The following is a 26118-nucleotide window of genomic DNA, read 5'->3' as shown; positions in this document are numbered from 1 at the left end:
AGTGCCCACCACTTCCGTCGTCGCTCATGCGATCACTGTGCAACGCGAAACGCCCGACCGCCACCGGAACGCCGCAAATAGGCACCGACTTTTCCACAGTAGACGTGCTCCGGGCCGGTCGGCGCCGGAAGGCGGAAAGAGCCGGCAGCGTTGCGGAACGACTGCCGCGCCTCGGCTGGCGTTCCACTGAACGGCTGGTACCGCCGGCACGCGACACCCGGCAGGATCGGCGCCCATGATCACCACAACGGCCGGTACGGGGGCCTGTCCGGAGTGCGGTACGCCGACGGTGTCGGTCCGCGAGGCGATGCCCTGGTGCACCCGGTGCGAATGGAATCTCGACAGCTACGACCGCGCCCACCAGGCACCCGAGTTCGGCTGGTCGTGGGTCGACCGGCGAACCCACCGGCTCGCCACCCGCCTCACCCGCCAGCAGTTCGCGGCGCTCGTCGAACGCCCGCTGGAGTCGGCCGGGTTGGGACTGGCCGGCACGCTGACCGTCGTCGTGTCGCTGCTGCTCCTGGCCGGGGTGCTGGCGCTGGCGGTGCTCGGGGTGTGGCTGCTGTTCGCGTACCCGTTCCCGAACTTCGCGATCCTCTTCGGGCTGGCGCTGATCGGCCTGGCGGTGGCGCTGCGGCCCCGGTTCGGCCGGATCGACCCCGACCTGGAGGTGCTCTCGCGGGACGAGGCGCCCGAGCTGCACGCCCTGGTCGAGGAGGTGGCGACCGCCATCGGCGCGCCGGTGCCGCACGTGATCGGCGTCGACAGCCACATCAACGCGTACGCGACGGCGGTGGGGCTGCGCCGACGCCGGGTGCTCTGTCTCGGGCTGCCGCTCTGGGGCGCGCTGGACGGGCAGGAGCGGGTCGCGTTGCTCGGCCACGAACTCGGCCACTTCGTCAACGGCGACGTCCGGCGGCTGCTGGTGACCGACCCGGCGTTGACGATGCTCGGCAACGCGGCCGACCTGTTCCGCCCGACGCACGGCACGCACGGCGGCGGGCTGCTGGAGCTGATCGGCGAGTGGCTGGGCCGGATCGTGTCGTGGCTCGTGTCCCGCCTGCTCTTCCTCGGCCACCTGGTGCTGGTCTGCACCGCGCTGCGCGACAGCCAGCGGGCCGAGTACCTGGCCGACGAGATGTCCGCCCGGGTGGCCGGCACGGCCGGCGCGACCCGCCTGCTCGACGTGCTGCTCAGCCACGAGTCGGTGGCGCTGGTGGTCCGCCGGGGCATCCAGGGCGGGCACGGTCCGGCCGAGTGGCGGACGGGAATGCGGCGTTCGCTGGCCGGGGCCGCCGAGCGGCTGCCGCTGCTGCGCCAGCTCTCCATCCGGGAGGACGCGTCGCTCTTCGCCACCCATCCGCCGGCGGGCCTACGCCACCGGATGCTCACCTCCCGCCCCTGGCAGGACCCCGGGTTGGTGCTCGGCGAGGCTCGCGCCAAACGGATCGACGCGGAGCTGGCCCGGCACTACGACCGGTCGGCACGCATGGTGAGCTGGTCGGCATGACCCCGCACCGGCTCGACCGCGCCACCGCCCGCCGGGTTGCCGTCCGCGCCCAACTCCTCGACGCGGAGCGGCCCGCCGACCTGCTGGCGGTGGTGGACCGGCTGACGTTCCTCCAGATCGACCCGACCGCCGCCGTGGCGCCCAACGCCGATCTGGTCGCCTGGAGCCGGCTCGGCGCCGCGTACCGGCCGAGCCAGCTGACCCGGGCGCTGGAGGTCGACCGTGCCCTGTTCGAGCACCGGGCGATGGTGCGGCCGATGGCCGACCTGGGGCTGCACCTCGCCGAGATGGCGGCCTGGCCGGAGGACGCCCGGCGCCGGGACTGGCTGGCCGCCAACGACACGTTCCGCCGGTACGTGCTGGACCTGCTGCGCGACTCCGGCCCGCTGCTGAGCCGCGACGTCCCGGACCGCAGCGTCGTACCGTGGCCGTCGACCGGCTGGACCAACAACCGCAACGTCACGCAGCTGCTGGAGTTCCTCGCCGCGCGCGGCGAGATCGCCATCTCCGGCCGCATCGGACGGCAGCGGACCTGGGACCTCGCCGAACGGGTCTATCCGCCCGGCACGCCGGTCCTGCCCGCCGAGGAGGCCGCCAGGACGCGCGACGAGCGCCTGCTGCGGTCGCTCGGCGTCGCCCGCGCGACCGTGGTCGGCCAGGCCGGCGAGCCGGCCGAGATCGAGGGTACGTCCGGCCTCTGGCGGGTCGATCCGGCCGCGCTGGACGGCCCGCCGCTCGCCGGCCGGACCGCGCTGCTGTCCCCGTTCGACCGGCTGCTGCACGACCGCCGGCGCGCCCTGGAGTTGTTCGATTTCGAGTACCGCCTGGAGATGTACGTGCCGAAGGCGCAGCGCCGCTGGGGCTACTTCGCGCTGCCGGTGCTGCACCACGATCGGCTCGTCGGCAAGGTCGACGCGACGTCCGACCGGAAGGCCGGGATCCTGCGCGTGGACGCGATCCACGAGGACATCCAGTTCACCGCCGAGGTCGCGGCGGCCGTACACGAGGAGTTGGGGGCGCTGGCGTCCTGGCTCGGCCTGCCGGAGGTCCGCCACCCGTCGTCCTGACCGGCGGAGGCCGGGCGCTACCGATCGGCCAGGGCATCCCGCAGGCGGCGGTACTCGACCGCGGAGCCGATCGCGGCTCGGTGTTCGGGATGCCGGACGTAGTGCCGGATGGCGTCGGCGAGGAACTGGGCGTCGATGTTGTCCGTGGGCAGCGTCTCCTTCGCCACGCGCCCACGCCGTCGCACCAGCTCCGGCCGGGCGTACGCGACGCGCAAGGTCGGCGGCTGGTCGGCGGGGCGGTGGGCCTGTCCCACCGGCAACGCCTCCCACGGCACCGTCAGGGTGCCCCAGATTTCTCGGACGCGTACGCCCTGCGGCCGTAGCTGGACGCCGAGCCCACGCCATGCCGCGACCACGGACAGGACGGCGATGACCGACATGGCCACCGCAGAGAACAGGAGGTCGAGCGAGCTTCCGAGCCGGACCGGACGCAGCAGGCGGCCCACCGTCTCCGCGGCGACGAGCAGCACGAAGATGGCCAGATAGATCGGCCCCGCTCGGACCGGGCTGCCGAAGGCGGGCACATCCGGCTGCGCCACAAACTCCGCCGGACGCGGTTGGAGCCAGCTCGCCAGCCCCAGGAGCAGCAGCACCCCGAGCACGGCAAGCACCGGGCCGTCAGACGGCATCAGCGACGCCGCAGCGGCGTCCACGATGGCCACCGCGACGCCGCCGGTCAGGACGGCGCGACGGTGACGAGCCGTGGCACCGAGGATCGCGGCAATCACGCGGTGACCGTACGGCACCGGGGCAAGGACCCGGCAACAGAAATGACGATCGCACGACGGCCGGACATCCGTACCGTGGCAGGCGGGCAAATCCTTTCGTGCGGGGACCGGGGACGAAGGCCGCCGCCACTACCGTGTTGATCATGTCCCGGGCCGGTCTCCTCCTCACGCTGCTCGCAGTCGCCTGCGTCGCGGGGTGCGGGAAGCCACACCGAGTCTTACCCCTGCCTACGCCACCGCCATCGTCGGATGCCCAGACCCGCTCATCGCAGGCTTCGACCGCACCGCCGAACACGACACCACCATCGGCTACACCGCCGCACACCATACGACCGTCGGCTACACCGCCGAACACGACGCAACCGTCGACCAATGTGCAGCCGACGACGCGGCGGTGCGGCGCGCGGGACCTCTCCGCCATGAAGGTCAGCGGGCGCGTCCTCGCGGATTCGGATCCGTGGCAGTTCGCCACCGGCATCGGCTTGACCAATCGGTCGGCGAGCCCGTGCACGCTGGGCGGCTGGGTCACATTCACCATGGTCGGCATCAGTGTCATCTGCATCCCGGCCACGCCCGATTGCCCCGATGACCCCACGGCCGCGCGCCCCGATCAGTCGGTGACCCGGGTGGAGCGCCGAGCGCCGCAGACGTACCTGGTCAAGCCCGGTGAGCACGTAGCGCTCTCGGTATTCTGGGACAGCATCGTGGGGAGGCGGTGCGAGAAGTTCTGGTACGACCCGTCTCATGTCGAGATTCGAGTGCCGGGCGACACCGCGCCGATCGTGCTGAAACCACCACAGATCCAGCCGTGCCGAGGCGCCGTAGGGATCACCGCGATCGGCGAGGCAGCGTAACCCGGCCTCCCGCAGGTTTGTGCGTTATCGCGTGAGGGCTGTGCACGGCTTCCAGCCTGCCGGCAGCTTGACGACTTCACTTGCCCTAACCGGACCAGTCTGCTTGGCACCCTGCGACAGGTAGAGCACGAGAGTCTCGCCGACCGGCACCCGGTCACGGAACACCGTGAAGCTGAATTCCGCAGGTTGGTCCTGACGGGCGACGGTGACTCGCATGACGAGCATTGGCTCGCGACTCGACGCTGCGCTGGTGTCTCTCTCATGCCTGGCTGACAGAGCTCGCGTCACCTCGTCGACGCTGAAACCGCAGGCCTCCAAGCCGACGACACGGGTGGGCATCCCGGCGTCGGCCAGGTCCCGCTCCAGAGCGTCGGCGTCAGCGACGTGCAGTCCTCTGCCACGGACCAGTCACCGGACAGCCTGAAGCAGTGGTTGTACACCCCTTTGGCATGCTGGCGAAAGAGCGTCACGAAGGCACTCTCGTCACCCGCGCGTACCCTCGCCCGAAATCCTGTGTCCACGTCTATCCCTGCCAGCAACGCCGCTACGAGTTCCGTGTGCTCCACGTCACGTGCTGCCACCTCCAGAGGGCCGGGGATGGCAGTAGCCATTCACCCCCGCGATCTCCCGAAGTTCACCCGCCGACCACTAGCATCGCTGCTCATGAATATTAGGAGCATCACCCGCTCGCGATCCGGGCGGCTGATCACGGCGTTGACTCTGTCCGTCGCCGTGGCGATTCCCATGGTGGCGACCACCTCGGCCTCGGCGGCGACCACGTTGACCGTGGCGCAGGCGCTGGCCGCGCAGGACAACCGCAGCGCGACGGTGACCGGGTACGTGATCGGCCAGCCGACCGCCACGAACACGGTGATCACGTCCAACTACAACGCCGACACCGCGATCGCGATAGCCGACACGGCCTCCGAGACCAGCACGAGCCGGATGCTGTACGTCCAGGTCACCGCCACCTGGCGGGACACGTTCGGGCTGCTCACCAACCCCTCGCTGCGCGGAAAGCAGGTCACCACGACCGGCACGCTGACCGCGTACTTCGCGCACGGCGGGTTGAAGAGCCCGACCGCGATGAGCCTGGGCGGCGCCAACCCCTCCCCGACGGCCTCGCCGACCGCCGCGCCGAGCCCCACCTCGACGAGCGGCCCGTACGACTCCACCTACTACGCCAGCGCGATAGGCAAGACCGGCACCTCGCTGCGCACGTCGCTGCACGCGATCATCAAGACGCAGACCACGCTCACCTACGACCAGGCGTGGGAGGCGCTGAAGGACACCGACCAGGATCCGGCGAACGCCAACAACGTCATCCTGCTCTACAGCGGACGGTCGCAGAGCAAGACCACCAACGGCGGCGGGGCCAACGACTGGAACCGGGAACACGTCTGGGCCAAGTCGCACGGCGGCTTCGGCACCGCCACCGGGCCGGGCACCGACGTTCACCACCTGCGCCCCGAGGACGTGTCGGTCAACTCCGCACGCGGCAACAAGGACTTCGACGCCGGCGGCAGCGCCGTCGCCGAGGCACCCGGCTGCTACACCGACGCCGACTCGTTCGAGCCGCGCAACGCGGTCAAGGGCGACGTGGCCCGGATGCTCATGTACATGGCGATCCGGTACGAGGGTGAGGACGGCTGGCCGAACCTGGAGCTGAACGACTCCGTCACCAACGGCAGCGCACCCTATATCGGACGCCGGTCGGTGTTGCTGCAGTGGAACCAGCAGGACCCGCCGGACGCCTTCGAGCAGCGCCGCAACCAGCGCATCTACGAGCGCTGGCAGGGCAACCGGAACCCCTTCGTCGACCACCCGGAGTGGGCCACCGCGATCTGGGGCTGACCGGGACAGTTGTCGCAGACCACCCGGCCAGATCGCGAAAACGACCTGGCCGGGTAGGACATCCCGTCACCCTCGGCTGTTCAACCGCATCAGCCTCGCCGGCCTGGGTGCGTTCCCCGGTCGTGCACGCACCGATCACCGCCCCGACCACCGCCCGGCTGGCGCACTCGACGACCGCGGTCACCTACATCTTCGGGTACGCCGAGGCTTTCGGCCCGGACCCCATCCGGAAGAAGTGCGCGACGTTGGCCGGCGTGTCGGCCACATCGAAGCTGGTGCCGTGGGGTGGTGGCCGGCGAGACTGCGTGGCGGCCGATCACACCGCCGCGACGGCCCGGTCGCGTACGCGCAGCCGGTAGCGCAACGGCGACTCACCGACCACTCGTTTGAAAGCGGTGCTGAAGGCGGCCTCCGAGCTGTATCCCAGCTCGGTGGCCAGCATCCCGACGCGCGCGTCACCGTTGCGCAGGGCGCGCTGTGCCAGGAGCATGCGCCAGTGGTTGAGGTAGGTCAACGGGGGCACACCCGCCACCTTGCGGAACCGCTCAGCGAACGATGTTCGCGACATGGCTGCGGCGTGTGCGAGTTCTGCAAGGCTCCAGCTTCGGCCCGGCTCGGTGTGCATCAGCCCGAGGGCGGGGCGCAGCCGCTCGTCGGTGAGCAGCCGCAGTAGTCCGGGCGGCAGGTCGGCCTGGCCGACGTACGCCCGCAGCATCTCCAGGAGCAGCAGCTGGCCGTACTGCCGGGACGCGAACGCCGAGCCGATCCGGTCGGCGGTGGCCTCGTCGAACATCCGTAGCACGGCGGATCGCAGCCGGTCGGAGTGGGCGGCGGACGCGCGCACGTGCGCGACCGGGGGGAGCGTTCCGAGTAGCAGTGCCCGTCCCGCCTCGTTGAGGCGGACGCAGCCGCCGACAAGGACATCATCCGTGGCGCGATCGGCCGTCGCGAAACGCTCCGTCGAGAAGTCGGACTCGGGCTGCACCTCGCGGCGTGGCTCGTCGCCGGCCTCGAACGCCACCCACGACCGCCCGCTCAGGATGGCCACGTCGCCCGGCTCGAGCTCGACCGGAATGTCACCGCCATCGGTTTGCAGCCGGGCCCGGCCGGCCACCATCGCGAAGAACTTCACCGGGTCGACGAGCGGGCCGCGCGACCACCAGCCGCCGTGCGCGGCGATGCCACCTGTCAGCACACTGCGCACCTCGACAAGATCGAACACCTCGGACAGATGGTCACCTCGCATGACCGTACTATCGCGCAAGAAACATGGACTAACAAGCATTCAGAGTCCAGGCGTGAGGGGGCAGGGTCGAAGACAGCACCTAGCCAGTCACACACAGGAGGCACTCATGCGGTACCGCAGTCTCGGTCGCACCGGCATCAAGGTCAGCCCGTACGCACTCGGGGCGATGATGTTCGGCGCCATCGGCAACCCCGACCACGACGAGTCCATCCGCATCATCCACCGGGCGCTCGACGCTGGGATCAACCTCATCGACACCGCGGACATGTACTCCCGCGGCGAGTCCGAGGAGATCGTCGGCAAGGCGCTGCGGGACCGTCGGTCGGACGTTGTGCTCGCGACCAAGGCGCGGATGTCGATGAGTGACGACCCGAACCACCAGGGTGCGTCCCGGCGCTGGCTGGTGCGCGCACTGGAAGACTCGCTACGCCGCCTCGGCACCGACTACGTCGACCTGTACCAGATCCACCGCCCCGACCCCGACACGGACATCGAGGAGACCCTCTCGGCACTGACCGACCTGCAGCGCGCCGGCAAGATCCGGGCGTTCGGCACGTCCTCGCTGCCGGCCTCGGAGATCGTCCGGGCCCACTGGGTGGCCGAGCGTCGCGGGCTGGCCCGACTGCGTAGCGAGCAACCGGTCTACTCGATTCTCAACCGGGGCATCGAGCGCGAGGTGCTCCCGGTGGCGCAGGAGTTCGGCATGGGCACCCTGGTCTGGTCGCCGCTCGCCGGCGGCCTGCTCACCGGCCGCTACCGCAAGGGTCAGGAGGCCGCCACACACCGGTCGCGGTACGGCTTCCAGCATCTCAAGGACGACCGGCGGCTGGACGCCGTCGAGCAGCTGATCCCGCTCGCCGAGGAGGCGGGCATGCCATTGACGCACCTTGCGATGGCCTTCGTGCTCGCCCATCCGGGCGTCACGTCGGCGCTGACCGGACCGCGCACCATGGCGCACCTCGACGACCTGCTCGCCGGCGTCGAGGTCGCGCTCGACGACGATCTCCTGGACCACATCGACAAGATCGTGCCGCCCGGCACCGACATCGGCGCGCTGGACATGGCCTACCAGCCACCCGCCATCGAGCGCACTGACCTGCGCCGCCGGCCGCTCGGTGACCGTGCAGCGGCCTGAGTTCAGGCCGGTGGGCCTTCGTCAGTGGTCCTGCTACATGCGAGGCCTGGTGGATGCCGATGATCCGGATATCGCCTGGGCGGATAGCAACCCGGCTGGGCCTCGACGAGCACGCCGCCGACCTATGCCGCGTGGAACGCGGCGAGCAGGGCGCGTTCCTTCCCATCCCGGCTCGACCTGAGGGAAAGCAGGTCGGTGGGGTCGGGTAGTTGGAGGCGGACGGTGAGGCGGGCCAGGTCGGATAGTGGGTCGCCGTAGGAGGCGGGTACCCATCGGCGGGGGTGCCTCGTCAGGTCCGACTCCGCCGGGCTGCGCGTCCACAGCGGATCTCCTGTCAGGGCGAGGCGGCCGGGTCAGCTGTCGTGGTGCTGGTGGCCCTTGCTCGCGCAGTCGTCCCAGATGCGGGTCAGGTGCTGCGTCATGCGGACGGTGGCGGAATCGTCGGGGTGTTCACGTCGGTGAGTGGCGATGGTGTCGGCGAGGAGGGTGCGGGCGGGCTGGCAGTGGCCGAGGGCATGCAGGACGAGTGCGGTGGTGGCGTGGGCCGCGAGAGTCGGTTGGGCGTGTGGGCCGGCGGTGGCGGCGAGGTGTTCACCGAGCTGCCGGTAGAGGCCATGTGCACGTTGGTGATGTCCGGCGCGTCGGTGTGCGGTGGCCAGGAGGTGTAGGGCGTGCAGGCTGCGTGGGTGGGTGGGCCCGTGCAGGTGGGTGGTGCCCTGGTGGGCGTAGGTGGCCCAGCCGATGGCGTCGGTGGGGTGGCCGAGGCGCAGTTGTAGTTCGGCCAGGAGGGTGGCGGCTTCGGCGTGTAGCGGGTGGGCGGGTGCGGTGGTGGGGTCGATGCCGGTGACGCTGGCGTGCAGGAGTTGCCGGGCGCGTAGCGGGTCGGTGAGGGCCAGGCTGCGGGCGGTGGCGACACGTTGTGCACGTTCGATGGTGAGTTGGTCGCGGGCGGGGGCGGGGGTGGGTGTGGGGCGCCAGGTGAGGGTGATGTCGGTGGGGGTGGTGCCGATGGTGATGCGGGCGAGGATTCGGTGGGCGTGGATGGCGGCCAGGTGTGGGGATGCTGGCGCGCCGGTGGTGGGAAGGATTCGGGGTGCGTGTCGCAGGATTGCCCGTCCGATGACGTCGGCGAGGGCGGCTGCGGCGAGGGGTCGGGGTCGGCAGTTCTGCTGGCATTGGTAGCCCTGGTGTTGGTGGGTGTAGGGCATGGGTTGGTGGCAGGACCGGCAGTGCAGCAGTGCCGGCGGCAGGTGCACCTCCCACGAGGTGGCGGCGCTGGTTGCTCGCCTGGTCGGTGGGTGGGCGGCTGGGGCGGTGGCTCTGGTGACCCATTTCTGGACCAGGCGTGGTTCGAGGTTCAGTTGACGGGCAACGCTCGTGACGGCGCCGTACGCGCGGACGGTGCGGGCGTCGGCGACGCGTTGGACGACGGCGTCGATGAGGTCTGGTGGGTATCTGCTGGGGAAGGCCATGGTCCGCGTTGTCGGTCGGGGATGTGGGTGGTCGGTGGCCGGGTGGGGATCACCGGCCGGCTCGGTCTGGGTGGCGAGGGCGCTGGGGCTAGGCATGGAAGTCCTGCCAGCGGTTGTCGACCGTGTGGGTGGGGTTGGTCGGCATGTCGCCGCTGCTGGCGTGGGGAGGGTTGCGGCGCATCGGGTGCAGGGTCGGCCCGTCGGGCAGGGTGATCGCCGGGCGGGGTGTGTAGCCGTGGCGGGCGAGTAGCGGCTGCCCGTCGGTGGGGGTGGTGGTCCAGGAGGGTAGGTCGACGCGGTCGATGCGGTCGCGGTGGTGGGCGAGCAGCGCGGCGCCGTGACCGGCCTTTTGGGCGTTCGGGTGTACGGCGAAGAACGCCAGATCGTAATGGGGTTCGGTGGGCTGTCTCTGAGCCACGAGCCTGTGGAGCAGGTGGAACCGGTCCGCGTGGCTGCCGGCGACGTCGGTGAGTCGGGTGCGGTGGTTGGCTGGTGGTGGGATGGGTCGGTAGCGGTGGAAGCCGACGGTGGTGGCGGTGAGGTCGTCGGTGAGGTGGACGTCGCCGAAGAACATGGCGTGTTCCACCCAGATCAGCGCGACGTCGGCGAGGATCTGTCGGCGTTGCTGCGGGTCGGGTACCAGCCACTCTGCGAGTGGGCTGGGTTGCATGGCGTCGGCGATCAGCCCGGCGACCGTGTCTTTGTCCGTCCAGTGGGCAGCTCGGATGCGAACGTTCGATTCCATGAGTGGTGTTCCTGTCAGGCGGGGTCTATCGGTAGGCGGCGGTGGCGAGGTCGCCGATGGTGGCGTCGACGGCGGTGGTGATGTCGCGTACCGGGTGCAGGTGCTGGTCGGCGATCGTCTTCAGGTGCGCGGTGAGGGTGGTGGTGTCGTCGGCGAGGTAGAGGTGGTCGGTGAGGCCGAGGACGGCGACGAGTCCGGCGAGGGCGGCGGTGTGGTTGTCCGGCTGCTGATATCGGGTGGCGAGGGACCGCACCCGGGCGCGGGCCACCACCGACCATTTGCTGTCCACGGGCAGGTAGCTGTCGGCGCGCATCAGGCCGGCGAGGCGGCGGCGGGTGGCGTGTCGCAGGATGCCGGCGGCGACGAGGCCGGCGCGGGTGCGTTCGTACAGGTCGGCGGAGAAGCCGCGTACGAAGCCTTTCAGCGAGGGCAGGGTGCGGGCGTAGCGGATCGAGGTGAGTGCGGTGTCGGCGATCAGGTCACCGACGGGCCGGTCGAGGTGCGGGCGCACCCACCGTTCGTCGGCCGGGCGGGTGTCGTCGCCGAGGTCGATGCGTCCGGCCAGGTACAGGTCAATCAGGACCGCGCCGGCCAGGCCGAGGGCGAGGGCTTGGCGGTGGATGTGGGGGTGGCCGGTGTCGTCGTTGTGGCCGAGCAGGAACAACTCGTCCCGCAGCGGCAGCGGGGGAAGCGGCGTGGACATGGGTTTTCTCCCTCTACCGCAGTCCGGCGGTGTGCTGCCGCAGCCGTGCGTGCACACCGCCGTAGGCCGGCTCGGGCGCGGGAAGCAACGCCTTGACGATGGCGGCGAGGATCGTGTAGTTGGGGTCGCAGACGTTGCCGATCGGCGCTCGCCCCACCTGGGAGATGAGTTGGTATGCGTCCAGCGCTTCCAGGCCGGTCAGTTCGCTGGTCCAGGTGACCATGTCGTGGTGGGCGATGCGGTAGGCGTCTTCCAGGGGGCGGGCGCAGCCGACCGACATGATCGAGGTGTCGGTTTCCAGCCGGGGCCATACCGTCGACACGCCTTTGATCACCTCGATGGTGAGGGTTGTGGTGGTGGCGATCTCGACCCCAAACCCGCAGGCTTCGCCTTCGCCTTGGCAGGCGTGGCCGTCGCCGAGGGCGAACAGTGCTCCGTGGACGTTCACGCCGAGGTAGAGGGTGGTGCCGGCGCGTAGGCGTGGGGTGTCGAGGTTCCCGCCGTGCACGTCGGGGACGATCGTGGAACGGGCCTCGAAGCCGCCCGGGGCGACGCCGATGGTGCCGATCATCGGATCGAGCGGCAGGTTGATGGCGTGGCCAGTTTCGGTGGCCTGGAACCGGACGGTGCCGGCTTGCCTGTCGATGCCGTACACCCACACCCGCTCCTGCAACGGCGGCTGCAACGTCGGCGTGTGGGAGGTGGAGGTGAGGGCGCCGAAGTGCGGGAACGTGGCCGACACACCCCAGTCCCGGGCCGGGGTGATGGAGGCGAGGTGGATGACGAGGGTGTCGCCGGGTTCGGCGTCCTGCACGAAGAACGGCCCCGACACCGGGTTCAGGTAGGGCATGCGGCACACCTGCGACGGCAGATCTCCCGGCCCGCGTACGAGGCCGCCGAAGCAGTCTTCCGTGGCCACTTCGAGGACGTCGCCGGAGTGCAGGTGCGCGACCGGTAGCCGCCCGCCGAAGGTGTAGGCGAGTTCGTCCCGCACCGGACGGTAGGTGATCTTGTCCATGGCGATCACACCCGTTCCAGGTCACGGCCGGACGGCTGGACGGGGGCGAGGCCGGAGAGGGTGGGTCGGCGGCCGGTCAGGTACAGGCCGGCGAGGACGATGACGCCGAGGGTGAGCCAGGCCAGGCCGAGGCGTTGGGCGGCGATGTTGGCGTTGACCACCACGTAGGCGAGGATCGCGAACCCGATACCGGGCATCACCAGATGCGCCCAGAGATTGCCGCTGCGCCTGCGGACGAGGTGATGTACCACCACGGAGACGTGCAGGACGAGGAAGGCGACCATTGCCCCGAAGTTGATCAGCGAGGACAGCAGGGTGATGCCGTCGGTGCGGGTCGCCATGTAGAGGCCGAGGGCGAGGGACACGGTCCCGGTGAGGAGGGTGGCGTTGATCGGCACGTTGCGGCGGATCGACACCCTCGCCAAGAACGCGGGCAGCTGCCGGTCGCGGGCCATCGCATAGAGCAGCCGGGAGGTGGCGACCTGGGCGACCATCGAGTTCGGCAGGCCCCACGCGATCGCCGTCGCCACCGCACACAGCGTCGCCAGCCAGCCCCCGCCGGCTACCTGGGCGGCGTCGTAGAAGGCGGTGCCGTTCGGGTCGCCGTCGGCCAGCAGCCCGGCCGGGTCGGGGACGAGCATCGCGGCCAGCCAGGTTTGCGCGATGAACAACACCCCCGCAAGGACCAGGACGGCGGCCATGGCGCGACCGATCTGCCGGGAGCCGCCCTTGGCTTCCTCGGCCAGCATGCTGATGCCATCGAAGCCCAGGAAGCTGAGCACGGCGATCGACACCGCGCCCGCAGCCAGGGACCAGGTGAACGTGTCGGAGTTGTAGAACGCCTCCCAGCCGAAGTGGCCCTTCCCGGACGCGATGGCCCAGGCGGCGACGGCGATGAAGACCGCCAAGACGATCAGCTCACCGACCAGCATGATTCGAGTGACCACCGCGGTCATACGGATCCCGACCGAGTTGACGACCGTATTGACCGCGACGAAGCCCAACAGCCACAACCAGACCGGAACGGCGGGCACGGTCGCGTGCATCGCCACCGATGCCACCAGGTAGAGCAGCCCCGGCACCAGGATGTAGTCGAGGAGGATCACCCAGCCGGCGAGGAAGCCGACGGGCGGGCTGATGCCCCTGCCTGCGTAGTTGTAGACGCTGCCCGACATCGGAAACGCCTTCACCATCTGCGCATACGAAAACGCCGTGAACACCAACGCCACCACACCGATCGCATACGCCAAGGCGACCATCCCGCCGGAGCCGGCGTACACACTCCCGAAGATCGCCATCGGCGCAATCGGCACCATGTACACCAAGCCGTACGCGATCAGGTCCCGGAACCGTAGCTGCCGGGCCAGTTCCTGCCGATAGCCATAGCGGGTCAACTCTTCTTGCTCGTACATCACGGAAGCCTTCCTGGGAAGGGGTAAAGGGAATGGGCTGTGAGCGGGCGTCCGTAGCGGCGGCTTCGCCTCCCGACTGGGCCCGTACCGCCGCCGATCCATCTGCTTCGTTTGGTGACACTGGTGGCTCGTCGCGGCGCGTTTGACGGGAGCGCTCCGCCGATCAGTAGCGTGGCGGCTGCGAGCAGTAGTTGTGAAGCGGGCAGGCGTCAGCCTGTGTCAGCCGACAACGGCGGACATCCTCATGCCTGTGGCGGACGCCAGCCCGCTATGGTCGTCTCATGGCTACGGACCAGCGCCGGGCAAGCGAGTGGACGATCCACGGTGAGCGAATAGTTGATGACACTCGCCGTGCCGTTCTCAGCATCGCCGAGGTTGAACTGCCGAACGGCGTCAAGTTCGAGCAGTACGTGCTGCGGGTGCCGGCAGCCGCGATGGTGATCGTTGTCGACGATTCCGAACGCGTCCTGATGATGTGGCGCCATCGCTTCATCCTCGACCGATGGGTGTGGGAGTTGCCGGGCGGCTACCTTGATCACGGCGAAGACCCGGCCATCTGCGCGGCACGAGAGGTCGAGGAGGAGACCGGTTGGCGTCCGCGCGCGATAGAGCCGTTGGTGACCTTCCAGCCAATGGTCGGGACCATCGATCAGACAAACATTGTCTACCTGGCACGCGGCGCTGATCACGCCGGCACGGCCCCAGACATTAACGAGGCCGAGCGGGTCGAGTGGATTCCGCTGGAGGACATCGAGCGGCTAATCCGCAGCGGCGAAATCATTGGCGCCGGGTCCGTATCCGGCCTGCTTGCTGTCCTGCTACTCAAGGCACAGGCAAAGCTCTAGACGCCGCCAAACACCGGGCGGGCTCGGTCGATGAAATCGCGCACGGCGGGCAGTCCAACATGCTTACCTAACCTATTCGCCAGGTCCCCGAGGTAGTCGCGCGCACGCATTGAGTCCAGCCCTTCGGCGGCGTCAACTGCTTGCATGCCGACCGCACTTGCCTGCTCGGGATCACCGGCTTGGACGTGGGCCGTCGCTAGCAAAGCCAGGTTGAACTGCCTCCCCCGCGCGTAGTGCCGACCATCCATGTCGAGCGACCGCTCGGCAAAGCGTTGCGAGAGATCGCCACGGCCCAGGGCGGCGAAGCAGTGACCGAACTTAGCCGCAAGGTAGGACTCGTCAAAGTAGCCAATCCATTCCGGGGCACTTGTTCGGTCTGCCTTGTCGAACGCGCGTTCCGCCCGATCAAGCGCCTTCGCGCATGCAGCCTCGTCGCCCCCGGATGCATGGCCCTGCGCCTCAAGCACAGCGGACTCAGCCTCGATCGCCTTAATCCCGGCTTCTGCGGCCACACGGCCTGCGGCTCGCGCAAGATCGACAGCGGGCGCTGACGCACGCAGATATGCGGCTTGATGACTCATGGCGGCAAGGATCTCTGCACCTAGCGCACGATCTCTTGCCCCGGCGGCGAACCTAAGAGCTTGGATCATGTACCGCTGAGCGAGCCCATGCATGCCGAGGTCGTACGACGCCCACCCCGCCAATTGCGTCGTCTCAGCCGACGCCGCCAGCAGGCATCTCCCCGTCTTCGCGTCATATCGGCCCCGCAGCATCGCAGCCACTTCGGCGTCGAGGAACCGCACGACGCTGTCCCGAACGTGGCCGCCGCCGAACTGGTTGTCAAGCGTCCGATACGTGGCCGTAATCCTCTTTATCATCTCGATATCCGGCTCGCCGATCAGTCGCTCACCATCACCAGACGTTTGCTCGTCCATAGGCGACACCAGCCACCGCATCGCTGGCGTGACAAACGCCGCCGCAGAGAATCCCACCGCCCGCAGTATGTTCCGCCGCTGCATGTCTCCCTGCCAAAGCTCCACCGCGACGGCAACACCCTGCCGCCAGTCTGGCGCGAACTCTAGTCCGAGACTCGCCGAACCGGCGCTGGAATCGCGTCCGACCATCTGTTCGCCACTGTCGGCTGACACCTCGTGGACCATGTCGGAGAGAGCACCCCCGCCACCCAATGCGGCGTCTAGGAGCGCGGCGACGGAGATGCTTGGTTGCTTCTTGCCCGCCTCCAGATCCCACAGGAAACCATGAGAGCAGTGCACCTCCTTACCAAGGCTCCGCAGCGAAATTCCCCGCCGTTCGCGGAACTCCTTGAGCCGAGCAGCGAAGCCGGGTTGGACGACCACGGACCGTCGCGGCATTGGTTGCCCCCCACTGGCTGGCGTGCACTGGCTCATGACGCTACGACATGCCGCACCGGCTCTACCGGTAAGATGGAAGTACGCCACCCGGCGGCATTCATCACCGTACCTGTCACATGTGCCAGGTGTCACGAAGACCAGTCGCGCATTTCATTTAGGGAATCTCTACGACGTACCGCTCCTACAGTTCCATAGAAGCGGGCCTACCGCCGTTGGTGGGCATCCCGGCCGGCTACGCGTCGACCAGTGGTGATCACTCGCCCGCATCGCCGCGATGATCCGCCGCCAGATGTTTAGGGTCGGCTACCGTGCGGGCCTTCTACCACAGCTGGTCACCCCGACCTCAAGACGCTGACCCGAGCCACACCTGAGGTGCGGGAACGGTTCGAGGCGCTGCGGACGGCCGGCACCAGCGGTGCACCTGCGGTTACCTCGCGGCTGGATGCCGGGGCGCATGCGGATACTGGCGATGACGGAGACGGTGACTCGTGCTCGGATGGTGACGTGCGAAGAAGAGACCTTCTACGCGGAGCGGCTATCGGCGTCGCCGCCGCACCCAACGTCGCGCCGCTGCTCGACGTGCTCTTCTCGCCACCGCACTCGGACGGTGCGGCACTCTCCTTCCCGCAGTTCTCCCGGGCCGTCGCTGCCGCCAAGATCGACTACCAGGCCTGCCGGTACGAGCGTGTACTCGACCGGCTCGTGACGCTGCTGCCGTCCCTCGAACCGGTGAAGTCGGGCGCGAATGGCGAGCGGCGGCAAGGGGTCGAGGCGCTGGCCGCCGACCTGTACCACGTCGTTGGCAGCGTCCTGCTGAAGGTGGGCGATCGCGGGACAGCCCTGGTAGCGGCAGAGCGGAGCACCCGGGCCGCTGCCATGAGTCAGGACCCGGTGGCGATCGCCGCAAGCGCCCGGATCATGACCCATGCGCTCATGGGTAACAGCCATGACGCCCAGGCGGTGACCCTCGCCGGGAACGCAGCCGGCTCGCTCGACCGGGACACCCGCCTCGCATCGACCGATGCGGTGGCCGTCTACGGCGCCCTCGTCCTGCGGGGGGCCATCGCCGCCGCCCGCCGAGACGACCGGGACACCGCACACGCGATGCTCGAAGAGGCAACCCGCGCTGCAACCCGCCTTGGCTACGACGGCAACGACCGGTGGACCGGCTTCGGCGCCACCAACGTCCTGCTGCACCAGGTCAAAATCGCGCTGACCCTCGGCGACGCCGGGACAGCCATCGCGATCGCCCACACAGTGGCGCTGGAGAAAGTGACGCTGGCCGAGCGCAAGGCGTCCCTGTTTGTCGACGTGGCACGCGCCTACACCCAGTGGGGCCGCTACGAGCACAGCCTCAGCGCACTGCGCACCGCGTACGAGGTGGCGCCCGAGGAGATCCGCTGCCGACCGACGGTCCAGCGCCTCGCCAGCGACCTCGCCATGCTCGCCAACGGCTCTGTCCGCACCGCCGCTGTCGGTTTCGCCCAAAGCGCTGGGATCCGCGTGTGAAGGGCGGTCACCTCCAGATCGTCGTCTGCGGCGCCGGTCCCGCCGTCGATGTAACCAACCTCGTCAGGACCGCACAGCAGCGATCCTGGACAGTGGCGATCACGGCCACACCAAGCGCGATGGACTTCATCGAACCTCAGCCGCTCGAGATCCTCACCGGTCATTCGGTTCGGTCGACCTACCAGTCGTCGCCCGGCACCCGCCGGTCGCTTCCCGCAACCGACGCCCTGGTCATCGCCCCCGCAACCTACAACTCGATCAACAAGATCTCCCTCGGCCTGGCCGACAACTACGCCATGACCTCGGTCGCTGAGCTGATCGGCAGGCAGGTGCCGACCGTCATCGTCCCGTTCGTCAACGCTGCCCTCGCCGCGCGGGCGCCGTTCCGGCACGCCTTGGCCAGCCTTCGCGACGAAGGGGTACGCGTCCTGCTCGGCCCCGACGATCAGTGGAAACCGCACCCGCCCGGGAGCGGCAACGAGCGGCAGAAAGCATTCCCCTGGGTGGTGGCATTCGAGACAGCGGCCCAGCTCGCTCACGAATCCCGACCGGCCACTTCCGGCCACACCTGACCACAAACGAACCAGCCACCGTGTCGCCGCCAGGCCCAGCACGCCTCGACGGGAGATGACCGATGCCGCGCCGTGACTACTTCAACGACCCTGCCGCCCCGAAGGCCAACAGCGTAGTGCCCTCGGTCGTCGCCGCTGTCCGCAACCAGCGCGGCGAGCTGTTGATGATCCACCGCACCGACAACAACCTGTGGGCCCTGCCCGGCGGTGGTCACGATCTCGGTGAGTCAATCTCCGACACTGTGGTGCGGGAGGTACGCGAGGAGACCGGCATCGACGTGGAAGTCACCGGCGTGGTCGGCATCTACACCAACCCGCGCCACGTGGTGGCCTACGACGACGGTGAGGTACGCCAGCAGTTCTCGATCTGCTTCACCGCCAGGCCGGTCGGCGGGGAACCGACCACTTCCACCGAGTCGCGTGAGGTCCGTTGGGTGGATCCCACCGAACTCGACAAACTCGACATCCACCCGTCGATGCGGCTCCGCATCGACCACGCCCTCGCCGACCAGGCCACACTGTACATCGGCTAACGCGGGAGGGACGCCTCACCGCTCCGAAAGGGCCTAGCAAGACCCACGAGAGGGTGGGGCGATATCCGCTGCGCGACTACCGTTCCGGGAGTGTCTGACCACATCGCCCAAGCCCGACATCTCGCCGCTGCCCTGCTCGACTCCCTTCGCTTGCCCAGCGTTGGGCCCATGTACAGGCTGTCGGCCAAAGGGCACGTCACCTGTCGGTCATGGTCGAACCTGCCGAACGCGACCTGCTCGTGGCGGCGGCGTGGCTGCACGACATCGGCTACGCGCCCGGCCTCGTCGTCAGCCTCCCAGCGGTGGCTACCGCCTGTCGTCGTAGCGCCGTCTTTCTTGCCGGAGAAGCCAGCGCGGCTTCAGACCCCCATGTCGGCTGATGTGCTCGCAGAGGTCACGTTGCTCGTATTGGCCCAGAACATCTCGCCCTGCGGCGCTCCAGAACGCTTTGGAATCGTGCATGTGTCCGCTGCCCGTGTGCCAGGTCAAACCGGGGTGATCTGTTCGCAGCGCGCCCAGTGCTGCAGAGGCCAATCTATGCCGCTGGTATTCCTCAGCTGTGTGCGGCTTGTCCACCCAGCCCAATTGGCAGTACGGGCAGATCACATACTCGACGGCGAACGCGAACTCTCCGTTGAGCGTTGCCTCTCGGCAACGCCATCCGAAATACCTACCTGAAACCGTGTCCTGCCAAGGCGTCCCCAACTTGGGAAGTTGGCCCACGGTAGGACGCGGGCGCATGTCGATTCTGCCCCTGCTCAGGTGGTACAGAGCTGAGCGGAGGGGCGTCCTTCCCGAGGACCGGCCGACAGCCGTCAGCGCTTGGTCGCGCAACTGCCGGACCACTAGATCTATGTTCGTCACGATGAACAGCCCACCCACCTCACCCTCTTCGATCATCGCTCGGGCAGCCGTCGTACGGCCCTCATCATGGTGTCTGCTGCTTCGGACAGATGAGCCACAGTTCTCGGAAACTTACTACCACCGAGCCGGTCTACGGCATCTGCGAGAATCCGAACCGATCGTGCATCTATGCCCACTGGGTTGTCAGTCAAGGCGGACACGATTCCGCGAAGCTCCACAACGGTGCTTGCGTTAAGGGTCCCCGTCTCTTCCAGCCGATCCGCTATCGACTCCAACCGTCTCAATGGAGGTTCGAAGACTTCTGCAACGTAGTCCATAAATGCATCTTCATCGACGGGACCGATACGGTTCAGTTCAGGACTATTGCCACCCTCGTGCTTCCGTTTCCACTCAAGCAAGACCTCCGCTGGATACAGCCTCTCCCCCGTCCTCCTGTCATCGACCTCCGCATGATGTGGAAGGCAGAGCAGCAAGAGGTCTTGAAGGCGTCACGTTCCGAGTCCGGCATCCCCACCGTGTACCTCGGCGCGCTCGGTCGCACGCCGTAGACGTGGGCGATCTGCACGTTCTTGCGGTACACACCGGGACGCACTTCGAACATGACTGGCATAGGACAACCCGGGCCATAGCATTGACCGTTGCTGATCACCCAAAGGGCGGCCTCCATTGATGCCGGTATCCCCCTCCTATTGCCGGTCATCGACCCTCCTCGCCACATCACGCATCACCCGCCGAAGGGGAGCGTACGATACGGACAGCTACGGGGGAATATCACGAGTGCCGGCAATCCATGCGCGCACCCCTAGCTCACCCGAAGCCACTAGCTGACCTTCGGTGGGATGTTGATCCACCCCGCATCGCCTATGCGTCCGAGGTCGTTTGGTGTCGCCACGCGCAGGGGAGGACATTTATCGCGGTTGCTCAGCAATGGCCGGCACTGGCTTTTCCGCTGATTTCTCGCTGACAGGCAGCTCAACCACTCCCCCGCTGCCGGCCGCCCCAAAGCGCCGCCACTTCGACCTATTTGCCTGCTCTAAACCTTATTACCTGCTCGACAGCTACACACCAATTAACCCACCTTGGGGATCTGGTGTCGGCTAGCCGACACCAGGCCAGCCAGAGTTGATCGCTGGTTGACTTCTACGTCGACAAGCCCTAGATATGACGTCTCGACGATGGTTTCCCATCCGCACGCGAGGACCCTGCTGTCCCACCTAGATCGTGTTGCCTCGCCGGGCACCCTTACCCTGTACGGTGGTGCGGCAATACGTTTTGGAGGTTGCATGCCCGGCAAGCACACACGACAAGTCAAAGCATTTGTCATGCATGGTCGAACGCCTAGGACGCTTCTCAACTACGACGGATTCTTTCGATGGCTCGCCGATCTTCCGGCGCCCGAAACCGAGACACCTGTCGCGCAAGACCAGGTGATTGCCGTCACTGCCTCCGCCATTGACGGCGAGTTCATTCACTTTCGTTTTGTCAGCGGGAACCCGCGGGGCATTCCTTTACTTTTCAATAGGCAAACAGGCACCACCCAGGAAGCTCGCACCCCTGAAAATACATGGCTTGCGCAGCCGACGAGAGTTTCGGTTATCCCGAGAGATAGGTTGATTTTCGTTGAAAATCGACGCCGAGGCGTAAGCGCATCCAGCCTGGAGAAGTACTTCTTCGGAGTTAGCCGAAAGAATGGCTACGGGCCCGTCGACCTAGACCTTGATCCGCTTCCCGCTGCATCACTAGAGCGCGAGATTCTCGACTTATCCCGAATCAAAGAGGCATCAATCGTAGTAAACAGGCCGAACTCCGACTGGAACGACGCAAGCGATGTTCTCTCGGAGCTTGCGGGCAGTTCAGGCGGAAAAAACGCGGCGGTCGTAGTGCATGCGCCTCGTGGTCAATCGCTGAGCAAAGACGAGGGCATCATTAATGTAATCATTTCGAATATTCGACGACGCCTGCCAAACATTCGAGACATGAAAGTAGTGGGGCGTCGACCAGGAGAACCCACTGATCATACTGTTTCCTTGGAGAGGCACCAACTACGTGCCGTAGCACGAGTAGACGACGAAGCCCCTCTGGGCGACCAGGACGAGAGCGTGAGGGAAGCGGTTCGACGTCTTGCACAACAAGCGATTCCCATCGTCCGGCAGCAGGGGGAAGCCGAGCGTCAGACTGAGTCGGCGTAGGCCAACTTGTCACACCTGACGTCTATCATTGTGCTATGAGCGGGTTCCCGGAAGCCTCAGGCATGAAGAAGGCAAGCCCTGGACCACCCAAGCAAGATCTATTCCGCTTTAGTCGTCGCTACCTAGCTCCCCGGCTCCAAGAGACACTCCTGCACAGAAATGCAGCATTAAGCACCTTATTCGCTGGACTTCTGGTCTTCACCTCTTTCCGCCTAAATTGGATGCCCGCCCTCCAAAAGGTAGCTGTTAAAGACCTAGTTGCAGGCGTGCTGGCGTTTTCCGCTCTCGGTTTCGGCGCTGCTACAGCAGCAACGGTCCTAGCCCTCGGAATACCGCGAGGGCAACTATATTTCACAATGATTGCAAACGGCCCGAAAGCCCCGCGCGCCAGAGTCAAGAAGACAGACTCCGGCCTGACTGTAGAGGCAGTCGACACTTCCAAAGAGCCCCTATTGAGCTCGGAGCATTATGGGCCATCATTCAGGTCGTACTATGGTGATCTTATGTTCACATTCACCTGGACCCTTGGCGCACAGCTTAGTCTAGGAATTGTGAGTGTGATATATTTCGCAATTGCCGGCGACCTAAACATGGTTGATTGTTCCCACTGCCGGCGCTCCAGCCTGGGCCTTTTCTTGATGGCAACGATGTTGTTCTACGCCATTCTCCAGATGGGCTCACTTCTTCGCGCGATGGCAGATTACGCAATGAACCAGGAGCTTTATGATAGGCGCGAGCTGGGCCTCTAACCTCGATGATTCGTGCGCCCAGCGGACCTGGAGGTGAGTGTGTAGCTCATCTGGAGTCGTAAGCTCGTCGTCGCCTGCCGGTGTGAGTCCGGTCCGGGTAGCTGCCAGGAGGCCCGGTAGCAGGCTGGCGGCTCGGTCTGGAAACGGGTCGGGTCGAAGCCCAGCGTCGAAAGCCCTGTCAGGGGGAGCGACTGAGCGGTCCGTAGCATGACGCGAAGCCTGCGGCGTCGTTAGAGGTCTTGCCCGTTTGGGTGGGGCAGAGGGAGTGCCGAGCCCCCGAATTCAGGGTGAAGGCCATGGAAGCGGTGTAGCTCCTGGATTGCAGCCGCGAAGAACTCCCCGGCGTATGGGGCGCGGAACGTTCAGATGGTGGCGGCGGGAACTGGGGAGGCCCTCCCCGGCCCCGGTGTGCTGCGGATGCACGCCGCAGCGGCAGCAACACCTCTCGGGGGCAGGGCCTTGATGCTCTCCCCCGCGTCGAGCAGTGCCGAGGCGTAGAAGTGGCGCAGCTCGTGCATGCCCGTCGCCCCGGTCGGCACGGTGCCGGCGGCGGTCAGCGCGGGCTTCCAGGTCATCAATCTTCACAAGGAGGGGAAGGGGGGCCATGATTCCGCCGCAGAGGCAATTGATCGAGCCTAACCCCACCAAGATGACGGAGGTAATCGGAGTATCAGGGTGGGCGTCTATGGCGCGAGCTAGAAATCCGGCATCAAGAGACGAAAACCTCCGTCGCAGAAGTCCGGGTCTGCCGCTAAGGAGCTGAACAACGCCGTTTTCCAGTGGTTCAAGCCCTTCGCGGATTGGATGCTACTGGCCTCACGAGTCAGATAATCACGAACGAGATCCGCGTCGCCGTCAGGGCCATAGTAAACGTCTAGGGCTTCTACCCGATCCGCCAATTCGGACGTGGCTTCCGCTTGATAATACGGCGCCAGTTGCAGTTTCTCGAAATGGAAGGCCGCATTTCTTAGGGTCAACTCATCAACAGTTGCCTCAAGGTTTATGTAATACGTCAATGTGACCGTATCTGAAACGTGGGTCTTCACTCTAAGTATGGACCGCTCGGGGAGTGCGTCGAAGTAGGCATGTAAAAAACGGCCCGCTGCTTTCCCGATAATATCACCCTTTTTGAAGTTACACCGATGGCAGGCGGGGATGAGATTTCTGGAGAAGATACTAAACTGAGGATAATGAGCTTTCGGTAAGTAGTGATCAAGAGTGGCGACTTGGCCCCTACCGCACATAGGGCATTGGCCATCGCGCGCCGACGAGAGGATCTCTTGCCGGAGGGATCCGAACGGTCGTCCGGTGTCAAGTGCGTCGCAGTTTTCCAGCATCGCAGCGAGGGCCGCATCTCCGAACCCTTCAACCGTGATTTGCTCGGGGTTGCCCCCGGCGTTTTCGTACTCGGCGTACGCAGCCTCAACAAGGCCGGCTTTGCTAAGCAGCGCTTGCTTGACTGCCGGGTTCCTCCGAGCGTTGGAGATTGTGCGGTAGTCCAGACAGTCGTCGCGTCGGGGCGGGGGTACGGAGTACACCTACGAACGCTCCATTTCGCGCTTCAGGCTTACCAGATAGGCCCTGGCCTGCGAACTCATACCACGCTGAAAAAGTCCTTCAATCTCTGACACCGGTAGTTCCTCCGCCAGTTTTTTTAGGACGGAGTGGAAGTCAGTGCTGGTACTATCAAGATTGAATACATGGCGAGTAAGGGAGCCCACATTCTCGCCGAAGGTTTCGATCTCGGGCTCATGCACAACTGTTCGGTTGCCGAAACGCCTAAGCACTCGCACATACTGACGGGGAACCTCTTGCAGGACGACGGGCGAGTGAGTGGCTATCACGGCAAACGAATCGCGGCGCTCAAGCAGGATGTTAATGCTCTTGATCAGCGCCGCAAGAAGTGGGGGATGGAGGTGAACCTCGGGCTCGTCCATTAATACAAGAGATCTGGGCTGGAGGTGTGCCGCAAGTTGAGTGACGATGTTGAGGATGATCTTATGTCCCGTACTTAAGGTAGGATATATAACCTTCCTGAAGGTGTCCGTGTGAATGTTTCGCAAGCTGACACCCAAGCGTTCGAAGGATGGCTCCGCCTCGATAGGCATAAGCGCTTCTTCGAAAAACCCGCGCCGCGTAACGTTTGAAGCACTGCTCAACGTGGCGAAGAACTCTTTCTCGATCTCTGAGATGCTTTTAAGTTTGTGCGGCTCTTTGAGATCTTCCTTGACAGAGCCGAAGGTGCGAAGGCCGCAGTAAACGTGGCCGAAAACATTTCCGACTCGCCGTAGGCGTTCCCGCTCCTTACTGTTCGAGCCAGGTACATCAAACGTGTCGAAGGCACTGTACGAGACGGTGATTACCGCGCCGAACGCCTCTCGATTCGTTTCCAGGAACCGGCCGTAGTTAAGTGCAAACGCATCATTCGCACGCTCTGCGGCGTCGGCATTGGCCACCATACCGAGATTGGCCAACAATCGGGTCTTTCCAGTGCCGTTGTAGCCAATTACCGCATTGATTCTGTCGGGCAAGTGTGGCGAGTCACCAAATCTCATCGGAAAGGTGAAGTCGCTGCCCCCTACGCTTGAGAAGAAGGAGAGCTTAAGGGTCGACTTCGTCTGCGCGGGCATGTATGGCACTCTCTCGAACAGTGAGGCCGCGTCTTGAAAGGCGCGCACAGAACTGCCGTTTCTTTCCAGGGAAAGTTCAAGCCCTGGTTCATCGAGAAACTCTGCACGAATGGAAGGTTCATATACGATGTCCCTAAGTGCGACGAGCACCGGAAGGTACACGTCGGGCCCGAGAGACTTTAGGGATTCGTAGTACGACGTTGATTGCCCAAGCGAGCAGTAGTCGTCACCAAGGGCCCGGAATGTTGTGCCCGGCAAAGCCGTGTATCCCGCCTCCTGGCCTCGTTTTAGGATCTTGACAGTCCCGATGACTGCGCTTGCGGCGTAGTCCCGTAGTTCGACCGTGAAGGTAGTCTTGAAGGTGTAGTCGTCCCAGGTATCCTGGCGCAGGAGGATGTATCTGGAGCTTTCGGCCCTTGGTATCGCCTGCCCTCGCTCTTGTACCAAGAACTCCATCGGTTCCCTCCACACCGTAGGATCGCCTAGCGTACCGCCATCGTCGCGGGGCTGTCCGCTGTGGAGATCGAACGAGGGCCAAACGGGCGACGAAAGGTAGCTGGTAGTCCATGGTGGAACCCGCGCTGGCACCCGCGTCGACGCCCGGGAGGCCCGCACCTGCTCGTCGATGGGGCCACCATCAGCTGGCACCAGCCGGCAGCTTGAGTCCGCAACCCCCAGCGGGGGTCCTTCCCAACACGGCCGGATGGCTTCTCAGGATCTAGGTTGACCTAGCCCGGCGTGTAGCAGTGCCTGTAGCAACGAGGGCGGACGACCAACCGCTCTTGGTCGGCCCGACGAGGGCGGGCCGACCGACGGTGTACGCAATCGGAAGGCTGCCCAGAACTTGCAAGGAGGGTTCGAGCGTCGAACTAACTCGCTCGTCGCCCGACCTTCGGGTTGTGCCTGATCGACGCTGACAGGCCGCACCGTGCCCCTCTACGAAGCCTGGACGCTGGTTAGGCCCGGTTTGGTTCCCGAACCGACCCCCACGCAGACCAACGAAGCGGTCTGACGTGATCGGTCGCCGTGCCTGGACCACCCGGGGGCAGCCCCATGAACCGCTTGGCTCGGGGCCGTCCGGGCGGTGTCGCTGGCGCCGACCAAAGATGA

Annotated in this window: 23 protein-coding genes and 1 pseudogene; 13 read left to right on the top strand and 11 right to left on the bottom strand. The window is 66.1% G+C overall.

The genetic code is table 11. The features are described 5' to 3' along the window. Positions 1-235: 235 nt before the first annotated feature. Positions 236-1510 carry a M48 family metallopeptidase gene (locus tag ACIRG9_RS08515; protein WP_402852211.1) on the top strand — a complete coding sequence of 425 codons (1275 nt, stop codon included), beginning with the start codon at positions 236-238 and terminating at the stop codon, positions 1508-1510. Next, positions 1507-2577 carry a DNA glycosylase AlkZ-like family protein gene (locus tag ACIRG9_RS08510; RefSeq protein WP_402852208.1) on the top strand — a complete coding sequence of 357 codons (1071 nt, stop codon included), beginning with the start codon at positions 1507-1509 and terminating at the stop codon, positions 2575-2577. Before ACIRG9_RS08515 ends, ACIRG9_RS08510 begins: the two co-directional genes overlap by 4 nt. A 17-nt stretch (positions 2578-2594) precedes the next feature. On the opposite strand, the gene ACIRG9_RS08505 is transcribed toward ACIRG9_RS08510, so the two are convergent. After that, entirely contained in the window at positions 2595-3305 is a 711-nt protein-coding gene (locus ACIRG9_RS08505) for a hypothetical protein (RefSeq protein WP_402852205.1), read from the bottom strand. 374 nt (positions 3306-3679) lie between these two features. Between ACIRG9_RS08505 and ACIRG9_RS08500 the strand changes: the two genes are divergently transcribed. The 3 genes from ACIRG9_RS08500 (at position 3680) to ACIRG9_RS08490 (ending at position 6372) form a co-directional block, all read left to right on the top strand. Then, positions 3680-4159, top strand: coding sequence for a hypothetical protein (locus tag ACIRG9_RS08500; protein WP_402852202.1), 480 nt, complete (start codon positions 3680-3682; stop codon positions 4157-4159). 663 nt (positions 4160-4822) lie between these two features. Continuing rightward, positions 4823-6013 (top strand): endonuclease, encoded by a 1191-nt coding sequence (locus tag ACIRG9_RS08495; protein WP_402852200.1) that lies wholly within the window; start codon positions 4823-4825, stop codon positions 6011-6013. 107 nt (positions 6014-6120) lie between these two features. Beyond that, on the top strand, positions 6121-6372 hold the full coding sequence (locus ACIRG9_RS08490; protein WP_402852197.1) for a hypothetical protein: 252 nt from the start codon (positions 6121-6123) through the stop codon (positions 6370-6372). Here ACIRG9_RS08490 and ACIRG9_RS08485 read toward each other — a convergent pair. Then, complete coding sequence (locus ACIRG9_RS08485; RefSeq protein ID WP_402852194.1) at positions 6330-7259, bottom strand: AraC family transcriptional regulator; 930 nt, start codon at positions 7257-7259, stop codon at positions 6330-6332. The genes ACIRG9_RS08490 and ACIRG9_RS08485 overlap by 43 nt on opposite strands. Before the next feature lie 106 nt (positions 7260-7365). On the opposite strand from ACIRG9_RS08485, the gene ACIRG9_RS08480 reads away from it, so the two are divergent. Next, entirely contained in the window at positions 7366-8394 is a 1029-nt protein-coding gene (locus ACIRG9_RS08480; RefSeq protein WP_402852191.1) for an aldo/keto reductase, read from the top strand. A gap of 353 nt (positions 8395-8747) precedes the next feature. Here ACIRG9_RS08480 and ACIRG9_RS08475 read toward each other — a convergent pair whose 3' ends face one another. The 5 genes from ACIRG9_RS08475 to ACIRG9_RS08455 are packed head-to-tail and all read right to left on the bottom strand — an operon-like array spanning position 8748 to position 13744. Beyond that, positions 8748-9962 (bottom strand): hypothetical protein, encoded by a 1215-nt coding sequence (locus ACIRG9_RS08475; RefSeq protein WP_402852188.1) that lies wholly within the window; start codon positions 9960-9962, stop codon positions 8748-8750. Further along, positions 9955-10611 (bottom strand): N-acetyltransferase, encoded by a 657-nt coding sequence (locus ACIRG9_RS08470; RefSeq protein ID WP_402852185.1) that lies wholly within the window; start codon positions 10609-10611, stop codon positions 9955-9957. The genes ACIRG9_RS08475 and ACIRG9_RS08470 overlap by 8 nt, the downstream gene beginning before the upstream one ends. A 25-nt stretch (positions 10612-10636) precedes the next feature. Continuing rightward, complete coding sequence (locus tag ACIRG9_RS08465) at positions 10637-11314, bottom strand: GPP34 family phosphoprotein (RefSeq protein ID WP_402852183.1); 678 nt, start codon at positions 11312-11314, stop codon at positions 10637-10639. A 13-nt stretch (positions 11315-11327) separates the two neighbouring features. Then, positions 11328-12332, bottom strand: coding sequence for an acetamidase/formamidase family protein (locus ACIRG9_RS08460; RefSeq protein ID WP_402853027.1), 1005 nt, complete (start codon positions 12330-12332; stop codon positions 11328-11330). Between the two features lie 5 nt (positions 12333-12337). Then, the gene (locus ACIRG9_RS08455; protein WP_402852180.1) at positions 12338-13744 is read right to left on the bottom strand and encodes an APC family permease; all 1407 of its coding nucleotides are present in this window, start codon (positions 13742-13744) and stop codon (positions 12338-12340) included. A gap of 281 nt (positions 13745-14025) precedes the next feature. Here ACIRG9_RS08455 and ACIRG9_RS08450 point away from each other — a divergent pair, with 281 nt between their 5' ends. Then, positions 14026-14589 (top strand): NUDIX hydrolase, encoded by a 564-nt coding sequence (locus ACIRG9_RS08450; RefSeq protein WP_402852177.1) that lies wholly within the window; start codon positions 14026-14028, stop codon positions 14587-14589. On the opposite strand, the gene ACIRG9_RS08445 is transcribed toward ACIRG9_RS08450, so the two are convergent. After that, on the bottom strand, positions 14586-15947 hold the full coding sequence (locus ACIRG9_RS08445; protein WP_402852174.1) for a helix-turn-helix domain-containing protein: 1362 nt from the start codon (positions 15945-15947) through the stop codon (positions 14586-14588). The two genes, ACIRG9_RS08450 and ACIRG9_RS08445, sit on opposite strands and share 4 nt — an antisense overlap. 366 nt (positions 15948-16313) lie before the next feature. On the opposite strand from ACIRG9_RS08445, the gene ACIRG9_RS08440 reads away from it, so the two are divergent. The 6 genes and pseudogenes from ACIRG9_RS08440 to ACIRG9_RS08415 all read left to right on the top strand — a co-directional run bounded on the left by ACIRG9_RS08440 (position 16314) and on the right by ACIRG9_RS08415 (position 22378). Then, the gene (locus tag ACIRG9_RS08440; RefSeq protein ID WP_402853024.1) at positions 16314-17471 is read left to right on the top strand and encodes a hypothetical protein; all 1158 of its coding nucleotides are present in this window, start codon (positions 16314-16316) and stop codon (positions 17469-17471) included. Then, on the top strand, positions 17468-18043 hold the full coding sequence (locus ACIRG9_RS08435; RefSeq protein WP_402852171.1) for a flavoprotein: 576 nt from the start codon (positions 17468-17470) through the stop codon (positions 18041-18043). The genes ACIRG9_RS08440 and ACIRG9_RS08435 overlap by 4 nt, the downstream gene beginning before the upstream one ends. Positions 18044-18105: 62 nt before the next feature. Then, entirely contained in the window at positions 18106-18576 is a 471-nt protein-coding gene (locus tag ACIRG9_RS08430; protein ID WP_402852168.1) for an NUDIX hydrolase, read from the top strand. Between the two features lie 170 nt (positions 18577-18746). Further along, positions 18747-18956 (top strand): annotated as a pseudogene (locus ACIRG9_RS08425) (hypothetical protein); the annotation flags it as partial. A 1767-nt stretch (positions 18957-20723) separates the two neighbouring features. Beyond that, positions 20724-21629, top strand: coding sequence for a hypothetical protein (locus tag ACIRG9_RS08420; protein ID WP_402852165.1), 906 nt, complete (start codon positions 20724-20726; stop codon positions 21627-21629). A gap of 35 nt (positions 21630-21664) precedes the next feature. Further along, on the top strand, positions 21665-22378 hold the full coding sequence (locus tag ACIRG9_RS08415) for a hypothetical protein (RefSeq protein WP_402852163.1): 714 nt from the start codon (positions 21665-21667) through the stop codon (positions 22376-22378). Positions 22379-22740: 362 nt separating this feature from the next. On the opposite strand, the gene ACIRG9_RS08410 is transcribed toward ACIRG9_RS08415, so the two are convergent. The 3 genes from ACIRG9_RS08410 to ACIRG9_RS08400 form a co-directional block, all read right to left on the bottom strand. Further along, positions 22741-22953, bottom strand: a complete 213-nt coding sequence (locus tag ACIRG9_RS08410; protein ID WP_402852161.1) for a hypothetical protein — start codon at positions 22951-22953, stop codon at positions 22741-22743. A 120-nt stretch (positions 22954-23073) separates the two neighbouring features. Next, positions 23074-23916, bottom strand: a complete 843-nt coding sequence (locus ACIRG9_RS08405) for an HNH endonuclease (RefSeq protein WP_402852159.1) — start codon at positions 23914-23916, stop codon at positions 23074-23076. Then, on the bottom strand, positions 23917-25464 hold the full coding sequence (locus tag ACIRG9_RS08400) for an AAA family ATPase (protein WP_402852156.1): 1548 nt from the start codon (positions 25462-25464) through the stop codon (positions 23917-23919). Positions 25465-26118: the final 654 nt, after the last annotated feature.

Origin of the sequence: Micromonospora sp. NPDC093277, assembly GCF_044765245.1 — a bacterium.
Classification (GTDB): domain Bacteria; phylum Actinomycetota; class Actinomycetes; order Mycobacteriales; family Micromonosporaceae; genus Micromonospora.
The sequence above is the reverse complement of the archived record's forward strand: the minus strand, read 5'-3'. Positions and strand labels throughout refer to the sequence as shown.